At 30.3% G+C, this 13,503-nt stretch carries 12 protein-coding genes and 1 other annotated feature; all 12 genes read left to right on the top strand.

The annotated features are described in order from the left end of the window. The first annotated feature begins 142 nt into the window (after window positions 1-142). The 12 genes from C7N41_RS06280 (at window position 143) to minD (ending at window position 13,318) form a co-directional block, all read left to right on the top strand. Window positions 143-1,861, top strand: a complete 1,719-nt coding sequence (locus tag C7N41_RS06280; protein ID WP_105964845.1) for a septation ring formation regulator EzrA — start codon at window positions 143-145, stop codon at window positions 1,859-1,861. 115 nt (window positions 1,862-1,976) lie between these two features. Continuing rightward, window positions 1,977-3,125 carry a cysteine desulfurase family protein gene (locus C7N41_RS06275; protein ID WP_105964844.1) on the top strand — a complete coding sequence of 383 codons (1,149 nt, stop codon included), beginning with the start codon at window positions 1,977-1,979 and terminating at the stop codon, window positions 3,123-3,125. 14 nt (window positions 3,126-3,139) lie between these two features. Continuing rightward, window positions 3,140-4,357 (top strand): tRNA uracil 4-sulfurtransferase ThiI, encoded by a 1,218-nt coding sequence (gene thiI, locus C7N41_RS06270; RefSeq protein ID WP_105964843.1) that lies wholly within the window; start codon window positions 3,140-3,142, stop codon window positions 4,355-4,357. A gap of 40 nt (window positions 4,358-4,397) precedes the next feature. Continuing rightward, window positions 4,398-4,907 carry a thiol peroxidase gene (gene tpx / locus C7N41_RS06265; RefSeq protein ID WP_105964842.1) on the top strand — a complete coding sequence of 170 codons (510 nt, stop codon included), beginning with the start codon at window positions 4,398-4,400 and terminating at the stop codon, window positions 4,905-4,907. Between the two features lie 31 nt (window positions 4,908-4,938). Then, window positions 4,939-5,159 (top strand) — a binding site (T-box leader). 37 nt (window positions 5,160-5,196) lie between these two features. Next, a complete protein-coding gene (locus C7N41_RS06260) occupies window positions 5,197-7,857 on the top strand; it encodes a valine--tRNA ligase (protein ID WP_105964841.1) in 2,661 nt (886 codons plus the stop codon). Window positions 7,858-7,910: 53 nt separating this feature from the next. Next, complete coding sequence (locus C7N41_RS06255) at window positions 7,911-9,212, top strand: bifunctional folylpolyglutamate synthase/dihydrofolate synthase (protein ID WP_105964840.1); 1,302 nt, start codon at window positions 7,911-7,913, stop codon at window positions 9,210-9,212. A gap of 144 nt (window positions 9,213-9,356) precedes the next feature. Continuing rightward, window positions 9,357-10,361: a rod shape-determining protein gene (locus tag C7N41_RS06250; protein ID WP_105964839.1), complete on the top strand. Its 1,005-nt coding sequence runs from the start codon at window positions 9,357-9,359 to the stop codon at window positions 10,359-10,361. Window positions 10,362-10,424: 63 nt separating this feature from the next. After that, the gene (mreC, locus tag C7N41_RS06245; protein ID WP_105964838.1) at window positions 10,425-11,276 is read left to right on the top strand and encodes a rod shape-determining protein MreC; all 852 of its coding nucleotides are present in this window, start codon (window positions 10,425-10,427) and stop codon (window positions 11,274-11,276) included. Between the two features lie 13 nt (window positions 11,277-11,289). Then, the gene (gene mreD / locus C7N41_RS06240; RefSeq protein WP_105964837.1) at window positions 11,290-11,808 is read left to right on the top strand and encodes a rod shape-determining protein MreD; all 519 of its coding nucleotides are present in this window, start codon (window positions 11,290-11,292) and stop codon (window positions 11,806-11,808) included. Between the two features lie 27 nt (window positions 11,809-11,835). Continuing rightward, window positions 11,836-12,036: a hypothetical protein gene (locus C7N41_RS07805; protein WP_225362880.1), complete on the top strand. Its 201-nt coding sequence runs from the start codon at window positions 11,836-11,838 to the stop codon at window positions 12,034-12,036. Between the two features lie 107 nt (window positions 12,037-12,143). Further along, window positions 12,144-12,506, top strand: coding sequence for a septum site-determining protein MinC (locus C7N41_RS07800; protein ID WP_225362879.1), 363 nt, complete (start codon window positions 12,144-12,146; stop codon window positions 12,504-12,506). After that, the gene (minD, locus tag C7N41_RS06230; protein WP_105964836.1) at window positions 12,506-13,318 is read left to right on the top strand and encodes a septum site-determining protein MinD; all 813 of its coding nucleotides are present in this window, start codon (window positions 12,506-12,508) and stop codon (window positions 13,316-13,318) included. Before C7N41_RS07800 ends, minD begins: the two co-directional genes overlap by 1 nt. The last annotated feature ends 185 nt before the right edge of the window (window positions 13,319-13,503 follow it).

Genomic DNA, 13,503 nt, shown 5'->3' with positions numbered 1-13,503 from the left:
CTTATAAATTGTTTATTAGGTGTTTTAATAATCTTTACATACTGATATAATTTAAATATATATGGAGTTATTCTATTATTATTAAAAATAAATTACAAATAAAAAATATTATTAAATAAAAATTAAGGGGACATACGATAAAATGATTGTAATAGTATCTGCTATATTAGTAGTTGCCATAATAATTATGCTAATATTAGTTGTTTATCAAAAAAGTGTTTTGAAAAAGATTCAAGATGCTATTAATAAAAAGGACACTTTAAGTAAAGCACCAATTGGTGACAATATTGAAGCTACTTCTAAATTAAATTTAACTGGTGATTCTTTTGATCAATTTAATGATTACAAAGAAAAATATGAAAAGATCATCAATGATGATTTACCAAGCATTAATGTTGCATTAAATGATGCCAACAGTAATGCTAAGACATTTAGCTTATTACAGGCTAATTCATTATTGTCCGAATCTGTTAATTCACTTAATGAAATTGAAGATTCTATGGGTAAAATTGATGATGGCTTAAATCAACTTAAAGATTTGGATGAGCAGCATACAAGAGCTATTGATGAATTAGATAAACAAATAAAAGACTTAAATAAAAACATTTTATCTAAGAATTATTCTTATGGTCCTAGTAGTGACAAAATAGAAGATGAGTTAAGCAACATCAAATCTGAATATCAAGAATTTATTAAGACTGTTGAATCAGGTGATCAATATACAGCTGATGATATCTTAAATAGTTTAGTTAAAAAAATTGAAATAATTGAATCGTTAATGAAAGAAACGCCTAAGCTTTATTTATCTTTATCTAAAGACTTTCCAAAACAAATTGATGAAATTGATCGTGGCCATAGAACTATGATTGAGACAGATTATAATTTCTCAGATGATAATATTGATGAAAATATTGAAATAATAAAATCATCAATTAATAAAGCTATTTCTTTGCTTTCTGACTTAAAGATTGATGATGTTAAGCAAGAAAATTATAAAATTGAAAAAACTATTGATTCTATGTACGAAATGATGGAAAAAGAAGTTATTGCTAAACGTAAAGTTCGTAAAAACATTAAATTAGTTTATGATTATATTTATCATGCACGTCGTCAGAATCATATGTTACTTTCAGAACTAGATCAATTAAGTAAAAATTATACTTTAGAACATGATGAAATAAAAAAGGCTAAGTCATTTTCACAACAAATTCATCAAATTGAAAATATTTATAATAATGATTATCAACTTATTATGGACAAAAAAGCCGTTTATTCTGAAGTTCAATCTCATCAACAAGATTCTAAAAAACAATTAAGTGCTATTGAAAAAGAGCAAAAAGATATTAATGATTCTGTTGCTGATTTAAATGAGGAAGAAAATACAGCACGTGAATTAATTCAAAAATTTGATTTTCAACTTTTAAACATTCGTCGTAAAATTGATAACTTAAATTTACCTGGTTTACAAGATGATTTTATGGAAAAATATAAGTATTCTTACAAAAAAGTTTCTGAATTAGGTTCTACTATTAATCAAGTTAAAATTAGTATGGATGAAATTAATAAAAAATTAACTACTATGGATAAAGCTATGGAAGAATTAATTTCTGACACAGAAGAAATAGTAGACAATGCAATTTTGGCTGAACGATTGATGCAATATGCTAATCGATATAGAAACAATAATGAAGAAGTTAATGCTGCTTGTGTTGAAGCAAAAAATCATTTTGATAATGACTTCGACTATGAAAAAAGCTTAAAAATTATTTCTTCTGCAATAGAAAATGTTGATTCAGGGGCTTTCAATCGCATAAAGAAAGAATACTATCAAAATAAGCAAAATGAATCGAAAAAAAATTAAATTGATAAAGAAGTGATGTCTATAAACTAACATTACTTCTTTTTTTCTGTTATAATTATAAGATTGTTTATTTTATTACTTTGAGTAAGTATTATGAAAAGAGGGTCGAATAATAATGATTTATTTTGATAATAGTGCTACAACTAAGCCTGATTTGAGTGTTGTTGATACTTATTCTAAAGTCAGCAAAAATATTTGGGGTAATCCATCTAGTCTTCATCAATTTGGAGAGCAATCTTTTAATCTTTTAGAACAATCTCGTCAGCAGATAGCTAAGATATTAAACGTCTTTCCAGATGAAATCTTTTTCACTGGTGGAGGTACCGAAGGCGATAATTGGGCTATTAAGGGTACAGCAATGGCCAAAAGAAAATATGGTAATCATATTATTACTTCTTCGGTTGAACATCCCGCAGTAATAAATTCTATGAAACAACTAGAAAAGTTAGGCTTTGAAGTGACATATCTACCTGTAGATCAAAATGGAAAAGTAAGCGTTGAAGATGTTAAAGCATCAATCAAGCATTCTACGATTTTAATTTCCATTATGGCTGTTAATAATGAAGTTGGTTCAATTCAACCAATTGAACAAATTGGTGAATTATTAACAAAATATCCTACAATTCAATATCATATTGATGCAGTTCAGGGAATAGGGAAAGGCTTGCATGATATCATATTTAATGATCGTGCCGACTTGATAACTTTTTCTGGCCATAAATTTCATGCACCTCGTGGTGTAGGCTTTATGTATAAGCGTCGTGGTAAAAAAGTTGAGCCACTACTAGCAGGTGGGGGACAAGAAAAGAACTTAAGAAGTAGTACAGAAAATCTTCCTGCAATAGTAGCAATGGCTAGAGCTTTGAGGTTACTAACTGATAATGAAAAAGAAAAAGTTGCAAAGCAAGCAGAAATCAAAAACTTTATTTTCAATTATATTTCTAAATTTGATAATGTTATAACTTTTTCTAAAGATAATGCTGAGTTTGCTCCTCATATCTTGTGTTTTGCAATTAAAGGAGTAAGGGGAGAAACAATTGTTCATGCATTTGAAAGCTATGGTATATTTATATCTACTACTAGTGCGTGCTCATCTAAAAAGCATTTAACTTCTAGCACTTTAACAGCAATGAAGATTCCCGAAGAAGATGCTACTAGTGCGGTTAGAATTTCATTGGATGAAAATAATACAATGGATGAAGCTAAGAAATTTATTCAAATTTTTGATATACTTTATGAAAAGTTTAAGAAAATTAATGCTTAGAAAGGAATGAATCGATGCAATATACTGAGATAATGGTTCGATACGGTGAATTATCTACTAAGGGTAAGAACCGTAAAGATTTTATTAAGCAACTTGGTAAGAATGTTAAACGAGTTTTGCATAATTTTGATCATCTTAAAATTAATGCTAGAAGAGATCGCTTGCATGTAACTTTAAATGGTGAAAATTCTGATAAAGTTATTGATCGTTTAAAAGATGTTTTCGGGATTGAAACTTTTTCTCCTGCTATGAAGGTAGAAAAAGATATAGATGCTGTAAAAAAAGTGGCTTTAGAAATGGTTAAAGACCAATATAAACCCGGTATGACATTTAAAATTGACACTAGACGTCAAGATAAGAATTTCCCATTAGATACTCATGAAATCAATGAAGCACTGGGAAGTGCAATTGTTGATAATATTGATGGAATAAAAGCTAAAATGAATAAACCCGACATTACTATTCGTGCAGAATTTAGAATGAATGGGGTTTTCTTGTCTAGCTTAACAATTCTTGGATCTGGAGGTTTGCCAGTTGGTACTGGTGGACGTGCAACTATGATGTTATCTGGTGGAATTGATTCTCCAGTTGCATCATATTTAGGGATGAAACGTGGTGTTAAACTAGATATGGTTCATTTTTATAGTCCTCCATATACTAGTGAACAAGCTTTAGCCAAAGCCAAACAATTAACTGAAAAATTAACTCGTTTTGGTGGTAATATTCAATTCCTTCAAGTACCATTTACTGAAATCCAAGAAGAGATTAAGGAAAAAGTTCCTGAAGGATATTTAATGACTGTTCAACGTAGAATGATGTTAAGACTAACTGCTGCGTTAACAATTAGTAGACATTGTAAAGGTATTTTTACTGGTGAATCATTAGGCCAAGTAGCTTCTCAGACATTAGAAAGTATGATGGCAATTAATGATGTAACTAATATGCCAGTTTTAAGGCCATTAACTTCATTGGACAAAACTGAAATTATTAGAATTGCTGAAAACATTGATACTTATGAACTATCTATCATGCCATTTGAGGACTGTTGTACTGTATTTACACCACCAGCACCAAGAACTAAACCTAATTTATATCGCACAAGAGAATGTGAGAACATGATTGATGTAAAAGGTCTAATGGAACGTGCTCTAGATAATGTCAAAATTGTTGATATTAAACCAGGAGAAGAATTCTTAAATGCTAATGAAGATGTTTTCTCTGAATTACTATAAATTTATTTTATAATTATTAAATGAATAGGAATGATTTAAAATGGAATTAACATTTTTAGGTAAAAAAGTTAATACTGATGGTGAACCAATTAATGTTGGTAATACATTACCAGACTTTAAAGTTTTAAATTCTAATAATGAAACCGAAACTAATAAAGACGTTTTAGGTAAAATTACTGTAATTAGTTCGGTTCCAGATATTACATCCGATGTATGTAGTTTAGAAACGAAGAAGTTTAATCGTAAGGCTGATGACTTTTCAAATGTAAACTTTTTAACTATTTCTAAAAATACAGTCGATGAACAAAAAGACTGGTGTTCTGCTAAAGGTGTAAAAAATATAGAATTATTATCAGATAAAGATTTATCTTTCGGTAAAGCTACTCATACTTATGTTCCAGATATTGATGCTTTAGCTAGAATGATTTTTGTTCTGGATAAAGATGGTAAGGTAGTTTATCGCCAAGTAGTTCCAGAAATTGGAACACTACCAGACTTCAATGAAGTTTTGAAATCTATTGAAAAATTAAGTAACAATGTTGACGACTAGTCAAAAATTGTCTAATATATAGTTATTGATAAAGAAAGTGTTGAACAAGAGAGTATTTTTAAAATAATGTGAACAGAAAGAAAATTAATTGATGAAAAATTTTCCTTTATTTTAAATTGAAGGTAGCTTGGGAGCTTTCATATTGAACTTAGAATAGATATGAACGGGACCATCGTTAAATGGAATTAAGTGAGAATATTAATTGTTTTAGTATTCTAAATTAGGTGGTACCACGAGCACTTCGTCCTATTGGATGAGGTGCTCTTTTTTTATAATTTGGAGGGAAATTATGTCTAGAGAAACAGAAATGTCAACAAAGTATGATCATAATGCTGTTGAACAAGGTCGTTATAAAACTTGGCTAGACGAAGATGTCTTTAAACCAAGTGGTGATAAAAAAGCAAAACCATATTCAATTGTTTTACCCCCACCAAATGTTACTGGTAAGTTACATTTAGGCCATGCCTGGGATACAACTTTACAAGATATGTTAATCAGACAAAAAAGAATGCTTGGTTATGACACTGTATGGGTTCCAGGAATGGATCATGCTGGAATTGCTACTCAAGCTAAGGTTGAAGCTAAGCTAAGAGAACAGGGTATTACTAGATATGATTTAGGCCGTGAAAAATTTGTCGATAAAGTTTGGGAATGGAAAGATGAATATGCTGCTACTATTAAAGAACAATGGGCAAAAATGGGCCTTTCTTTAGATTACAGTAGAGAACGTTTTACTTTAGATGATGGATTATCCGATGCTGTCAAAAAAGTTTTCGTTGACTTATACAATAAAGGGCTAATTTATCGTGGACAATATATTATTAACTGGGATCCACAAGCACAAACAGCCTTATCAGATATTGAAGTTGTTCATAAAGACGATAAAGGTGCATTTTACCATGTTAAATATCCATTTGCTGATGGAGTAACCTTTGATGGTAAAGATTATATTGAAATTGCTACTACTCGTCCCGAAACTATGTTTGGGGATGTTGCTGTAGCAGTTCATCCTGATGATGAAAGATATAAAGAATTAGTTGGTAAAAAGATTGTAGTCCCATTAGTTAATCGTGAAATTCCAATTATTGCTGATAAATATGTAGATCCTGAATTTGGAACTGGAATGGTTAAGATAACTCCTGCTCATGATCCTAATGACTTTAAAGTTGGTAACCGTCATGATTTAGAACGCATCAATACTATGAATGGTGATGCTACTATGAACGAAAATGCCGGTAAATATAATGGCATGGATCGTTTTGAAGCTAGAAAAGCAATGGTTAATGATCTTGAAGATCAAGGTTATATGATAAATATTGATCCTATCGTCCATGCAGTTGGTCATTCAGAAAGAACTGGTGTGCAAGTTGAATCAAGACTTTCTACTCAATGGTTCGTAAAGATGAAACCATTAGCAGATCGTGCTGTTGAAAATCAATCAACTGATGATAAAGTAAACTTTATTCCAAAACGTTTTGAACATACATTCACTCAATGGATGGATAACATTCATGATTGGGTTATTTCACGTCAACTATGGTGGGGCCATAGAATTCCTGCTTGGTATAACAAACAAAGTGGAGAAATGTATGTTGGAATGGAAGCACCTAAAGATGCCGAAAAATGGGAACAAGATCCTGACGTGCTAGATACTTGGTTCTCATCTGCATTATGGCCATTTTCAACTTTGGGCTGGCCTAATGAAAATTCAGAAGATTTCAAACGTTATTTCCCTACTAATACTTTAGTTACTGGATATGACATTATTTTCTTCTGGGTTTCACGTATGATTTTCCAAAGCTTAACATTCACTAATGAACGTCCATTTAAAGATGTTTTACTTCATGGTTTAATGCGTGATGCACAAGGCCGTAAAATGAGTAAATCATTGGGCAATGGAATTGATCCAATGGAAGTTATTGACAAATATGGTGTTGATGCACTTAGATGGTTCTTAGCTACTGGTAATACTGCTGGACAAGACGTTCGTTTTAGTTATGAAAAAATTGAATCAGCATGGAATTTCATTAATAAAATTTGGAATGCTAGTCGTTATGTAATTATGAATCTTGGTGATATGGATAAGCCTGTATTACCTAATAAAGATCAATGGAATTTAGCTGATCGCTGGATTTTAAGTCGTTTGAATAATGTTGTAACTCAAGTTACAGATTTATTTGAAAAATATAATTTTGGTGAAGCTGGTCGTTCTTTATATGACTTCATTTGGAATGACTTTTGTGATTGGTATATTGAAATGAGTAAGGAAACTCTTAATGGTGAGGATGCGAAAGCTAAAGAAAATACAAGAAATATTTTAGCCTATGTATTAGATAAGATTCTAAAATTAATGCACCCAATGATGCCATTTGTTACTGAAAAGATTTGGTTAACTATGCCTCATGAAGGAAAATCTATTGTGGTTGCACCATACCCAGTTGAACACAAAGAATTTAATGATGCTCAAGCTGAAAAGAATATGTCTGCATTAATTGAACTAATTAAGGTTGTAAGAAATATTCGTGCCAAAGCTAATGCTCCAATGTCATCATCCATTGATTTGTTGATTAAAACTGATAATGATGATTTGAAGGATATCTTTAACACTAACAGACACTATATTGATCGTTTCTGTCATCCAAAGGAATTTAGTGTAGGTTCTGATGTTGATGCACCTAAACTTTCAATGACTGGAATTATTACCGATGCTGAAATTAGTATTCCTCTAGCTGAACTCGTTGATTTAGACGAAGAAATTAAACGTATTCAAAAAGATATTGATAATTATACTTTTGAAGTTCAACGTGCTGAGAAAAAACTAGCTAATAAACGCTTTGTTGATAATGCACCAACGCAGGTTGTTGATGCTGAAAAAGGTAAAAAATCAGATAATGAATCTAAATTAGAAGCTGCTAAACAAAGACTAGAAGATATTAAAAATCAAAAATAGTTAAACAATAAAAAGCCGAGCTTAAGCTCGGCTTTTTTAGGAGAAATAATAAAATGAATTATGAAGAATCTTTAAATTTCATTCACGGTAGACAAAAATTTAAAAAACATCCCAATTTAAATACTATAAAACTATTACTGAAAAAATTAAATAATCCACAAGATAAAATTAATGGTATTCATATTGCTGGTACTAATGGTAAAGGATCAACCCTGGCATTCTTGCGCAATATTTTTCAAGCAGAAGGATTAAAAGTTGGATCATTTACATCACCATTTTTAATTCGTTTTAATGAAAGAATTAGTGTGAATGGTGTGGCGATTAGTGATCAAGAAATTATTGAATTAGTTTCAAAGATTAAACCAATTGTTGACGATATGGACAAAAATCTTAAAGATCTTGGACCAACTGAGTTCGAAATTGTAACTGCAATGATGTTTTTATATTTTGCTAATAATCCAGTGGATATTGTATTAGTAGAAGTAGGTCTAGGAGGCTTACTTGATTCTACTAATGTTTTTACTCCTAAAGTATCTGTAATTACTACCATTGGTTATGATCATATGAAGATATTAGGTAATACTATAGGTGAAATTGCTAATCAAAAAGCTGGTATTATTAAAGATAAGGTTGACTGTGTTGTAGGTAAACTACCTAATGATGCTTTCAATGTAATTAATCAAGTTTGTCAAAAACATAAAAGTAAATTATTTGTTCCGGAAAAAGATTATTTCATTTCAAATTGTAAGGAAACATCATGGAAGGAAGATTTTTCTTTTTCCAATGACTTAGTTTCATTGAATAACTTAACGATTAAAATGTTAGGTCAATATCAAATTGATAATGCTGCTTGTGCTATTGAAACTTATATTAGATATAAATCTATTAATAACCAATCAATAGAATATAAGATATTAAAAAAGGGATTAATGGAAACTTTTTGGGCAGGTCGTTTTGAAAAATTAGATGAGAATCCAATAGTAGTAATAGATGGAGCTCATAATGAACCTGCTATTTTAGAGCTATCTAAGTTATTAAAAAATCATTTTTCGAATAATGAGATTTATATTGTGCTTGCAATTTTGTCAGATAAACAGTATCTAAAAATGATTAATACACTGGCTGGCATTAGTAATGTTCATTTAATACTAACTGAATTTTCAGGCCCTGAGAATCGTAAAGCTGCGGATATGAATGATATTTTAAAAGCTGTAAATGCTAAACATCCAGTAAGGTTTGTGCCAAAATGGAAATTGGCAATAATGAAAAGTGTTAATGAGATGTCTAGTAATGACTTACTATTAATTACCGGATCATTATATTTTATATCAGATGTTAGAAAACTTTTTTATTAAATTTTTAAAACATTAATGATAAATAATTTAAAATCGTTTACACTAGGGTATGTTATTATAATTTTAGAAGAGATAATTATGATATAATAATAAGGTGAAAAAAATAATAAGCCAACCAAATGAATTATGAAGGGATGAAAAATTGTGTTTGGATTTGGAACTAAAAACATTGGAATTGATTTAGGAACTGCAAACACAATTGTTTATGTTGATGGTAAACAAATTGTGTTAAGAGAACCTTCAGTTGTCGCTAAAAATACTAAAACTGGAGAAATTGTTGCGGTAGGGCAAGAAGCAAGAGATATGATTGGACGTACTCCAGCTAGTATTTCTGCTATTCGTCCAATGAAAGACGGAGTAATTGCTGATTATGATACTACTGTAACCATGTTAAAATATTATATTAATAAGACTATTGGTCATTCAGCTGGTAAACCATACGTAATGGTTTGTGTACCAAGTGGGATTACTGCTGTTGAAAAACGTGCAGTTATTGATGCTACTAGGGTAGCTGGAGCTAGGGATGCTTATGTAATTGAAGAACCTTTCGCTGCTGCTATTGGTGCTGGACTACCAATTATGGATCCTACTGGTAGTATGGTAGTTGATATTGGTGGTGGAACAACTGATGTTGCTACAATTTCACTTGGTGGAATTGTTTCCAGTCGTTCATTACGAGTAGCTGGAGATCGTTTAAACGATGCAATTGCTACATATATTCGTAAACATTACAATTTGTTAATTGGTGAAAGAACTGCTGAAAAATTGAAATGGGATATTGGTTCGGCTTCACTTGAAGCAGCTAAAGATATTGAAAATGTTACTATTCGTGGCCGTTATTTATTAACTGGTTTACCAAAGAGCATTGAAATTTCAGCTGAAGATGTGGCTAAATCAATCGAAGAACCTATTCAAGAAATTATTAGTACTGTAAAAGAAACCTTGGAAGAAACATCTCCTGAAATTTCAGCTGATGTTATTGATCATGGAATTGTTTTAACTGGTGGTGGAGCTTTACTTAAAAACTTACCACAAGTTATTTCTGAAGCAACTAAAGTACCTGTTTCTATCGCTAAGACCCCGCTTGATTGTGTTGCAATCGGAACTGGTGAATCATTAAAGAATATTGATGTTATGAAGAGAAAATAAATTAATTTAAGTGGGGAGATTTAAAATCTTCCCACTTATTTATTAAGTCCGGAGGAATTAAAGATGCATAAGTTTTTCTCCAATCGTAAATGGGTAATTATAATTGTTTGTATTGTTTTAGCGCTTGGATTTATGACTTTATCGGTTAGCACTAGAAACAATCGTTCAATGCCTCCCTTTATTCAACGATTTGGGAACGATATTGTTGGTATTACAAGTACAGTTGTTGCTTTTCCAGTTAATACTGTGCGTCATGGATCAGAAAATATTAACAACTTAATTAATACTTATAAAGAAAATCAACAATTAAAATCTCAAGTATCAACTGTAGTTTCAACTAAAGTTAAAGATCAAGCATTACAACAAGAAAATGCACAGTTAAAAAGACAACTAAAAATGAACGCTAGTTTAACTGATTATCAAGCAATTACTTCAAATGTATTATCTAGAACACCTTCTGCTTGGCAGAGCCAATTTATTATTAACAAAGGTAGTAGTGCTGGCGTACAAAAAAACATGCCAGTATTAGGCGGTAATGGATTAATTGGAAGAGTTTCAGAAGTTAACACTACTAATAGTAAAGTTGAATTAATTTCAGATAATTCTGATTCTAGTAATAAGTTCTCAGTAGCAATTACCAATAAAGATGGTAAAACTGTTAATGGTTTAATCAATGGTTTTGATAGAAATACTGGCGAACTAATAATGGGACACTTGAATACTGAAATTAAACTTAAAAAGGGTGATAAAGTTTCGACTAATGGTCTTGGAGGCATTACACCTAAGGGACTTTATGTCGGATCAGTAGCTAAGAATACTACTGATGATTATGGAACTTCATCTAAAGTTTATATTAAAACTCCAGCTAGTATGAATGACTTAGAAGTTGTCACCGTAGCTGCTAAGAAAGAATAGGGAGGATATAAATATGCTAAGTCACTCTCCTTTAAAATATATTCTACCAATTGGAATATTTATTGCATTATTTTTTGATGGATCAATTTCCTTAGTATTCAGTCATTTATTATTTAGTAATTACTACTTTATTCCTCAACTAACATTCTTATGGTTATTTTTTGCTATGTTTTTCATACAAAGAATTAATATTAGAATTGAATTGTGGGCGGCACTAGCTGGATTGATATTTGATATGTATTATACTGGTATTATAGGTGTATATTTATTTATATTTCCGCTAGCAATATATATAGGTAAAAAATTATATAAATTACTTTCTGTCGATATTTTTAGTGCAATTTTGATTTATTTTATTGATTTATCAATAATCTATTTGTTATCTTTTTTTGCAAATAAATTACAAAATTTAACTAGTATGTCAGACAGCTTTTTCTTAGTTCATGTCTTGGGACCTACGCTAATAATTAATATTATATTTTTAATTATTTTATACATCCCATGTCAAATTTTATTTGAACGTTTAGATTAAAAATATTGAAAGAGGAGCAATTGATTAATGCAATCGGCTGTGTTAAAGGGAACTCAATCTGGTTATGAAGTAATTTTAGATGAATCTTCAAGCTTAGAACAAATTAATATAGATTTAAAAAATCTTTTAAATAGGTTGAGTGAAAACAATTTAAAAAAATCAGAAAATATTAAATTAAATATTCGTATTGGTAATCGTTTATTTTCTCAAGAGCAAAAAATATTATAATAGATAATATAAATAGTTATCATGGTTTATCAGTTGGACATTTTATTTCCAATGTTTTAACTAAAGAAGATGCAAAAGCTAAATTTAAACAAAAGTATATTGAACCAATGAGCAAAACTATCCGAAATGGGCAAGAGGTAAATGTCGATGGAGATGTATTATTTTTTGGAACTGTTCATGAAGGTGGTAAACTATTTGCATCAGGTAACATTTATAATATGGGTAATGTTAAGGGAATTATTCAGGCAGGATATCCTGATAATGAAGATAAATTAATTATTGGTAATTTACATAACGCTCAACAAGTTAGAGTTGGTGAGCAATATGATATTGTTTCAGATAACCCAATTGATGATGAAGAAAATACGGTTGTTTATGTTAATGATTTACATCTATTGAGTTATGGTAAAATTAATGATTTAAAAGAAATTAATCCAAAGTTTTTTAATCGGATTGGAGGTATTATTTAATGGGAAAAGCCATTGTAATTACATCAGGAAAAGGTGGAGTTGGTAAAACTACCTCTAGTGCTAATATTGGAATTGCTTTAGCAATGATGGGTAAAAGAGTTTGTTTAATTGATTTAGATATTGGTTTAAGAAACTTAGATGTTGTTTTAGGTCTAGACAATCGAGTTATGTACGATATTGTTGATGTTGCTGATGGAAGAGCTAAATTAGTTCAAGCATTAGTAAAAGACAAAAGATTTGATGATTTGTTATATCTTTTACCGGCTGCACAAAATACTGATAAAAATGCTGTCAATCAAGAACAAGTTAAAGATATTGTTGATGAGTTGAAGCCTGACTTTGATTACGTGTTCATCGATTGCCCTGCAGGAATTGAACAAGGATTTATTAATGCTGTTTCTGGAGCTGATGGAGCAATTGTGGTAACAACTCCTGAAATATCTGCCGTTAGAGATGCTGATCGTGTTATTGGTTTGTTAGAACAACATCCATTAAAAGAATCACCTAAATTAATTATAAACAGAATTAGAACCTCTTTGATGCAAGATGATAGTTATATGGATATTGATGAAATAACTACTCATTTAGGCATCGATTTATTGGGTGTGATTCTTGATGATGATAAAGTTATCAGTACTTCTAATATTGGTAAATCCATTGTTATGGATCCAGAAAATCCAACTGCACAGGGCTATCGCAATGTTGCAAGAAGATTAGAAGGAGAAACAGTTCCTCTTATGAACATTCATAATTCAGCTAAAAAAGAGGGCTTTTGGAGCAAACTGACCCATCTATTTAGTCATAAAAAATAAATTAAATTTGATTTAATCATTAAATTAAGTTATTCTTATTTTTATAAATTAAAAAAATTATGATCAGAAGCACGTTAAATGATAATTTATAGAGAGTCTATTTGTGGTGAAATTAGACAATTATTATTAACGTTTCACGTCTGTAAATTGTTATTCTGAAGTTATTAAGAATAGACCGGTTTTAA

Source organism: Apilactobacillus micheneri, from assembly GCF_002993975.1.
Lineage (GTDB): Bacteria > Bacillota > Bacilli > Lactobacillales > Lactobacillaceae > Apilactobacillus > Apilactobacillus micheneri.
This window is presented reverse-complemented; position numbering and strand designations above follow the sequence as displayed.

Coding starts and splice junctions, on each gene's coding strand:
- C7N41_RS06280 (WP_105964845.1), top strand. CDS start 143: ATGATTGTAATAGTATCTGCTATATTAGTAGTTGCCATAATAATTATG.
- C7N41_RS06275 (WP_105964844.1), top strand. CDS start 1,977: ATGATTTATTTTGATAATAGTGCTACAACTAAGCCTGATTTGAGTGTT.
- thiI (WP_105964843.1), top strand. CDS start 3,140: ATGCAATATACTGAGATAATGGTTCGATACGGTGAATTATCTACTAAG.
- tpx (WP_105964842.1), top strand. CDS start 4,398: ATGGAATTAACATTTTTAGGTAAAAAAGTTAATACTGATGGTGAACCA.
- C7N41_RS06260 (WP_105964841.1), top strand. CDS start 5,197: ATGTCTAGAGAAACAGAAATGTCAACAAAGTATGATCATAATGCTGTT.
- C7N41_RS06255 (WP_105964840.1), top strand. CDS start 7,911: ATGAATTATGAAGAATCTTTAAATTTCATTCACGGTAGACAAAAATTT.
- mreC (WP_105964838.1), top strand. CDS start 10,425: ATGCATAAGTTTTTCTCCAATCGTAAATGGGTAATTATAATTGTTTGT.
- mreD (WP_105964837.1), top strand. CDS start 11,290: ATGCTAAGTCACTCTCCTTTAAAATATATTCTACCAATTGGAATATTT.
- C7N41_RS07805 (WP_225362880.1), top strand. CDS start 11,836: ATGCAATCGGCTGTGTTAAAGGGAACTCAATCTGGTTATGAAGTAATT.
- C7N41_RS07800 (WP_225362879.1), top strand. CDS start 12,144: ATGAGCAAAACTATCCGAAATGGGCAAGAGGTAAATGTCGATGGAGAT.
- minD (WP_105964836.1), top strand. CDS start 12,506: ATGGGAAAAGCCATTGTAATTACATCAGGAAAAGGTGGAGTTGGTAAA.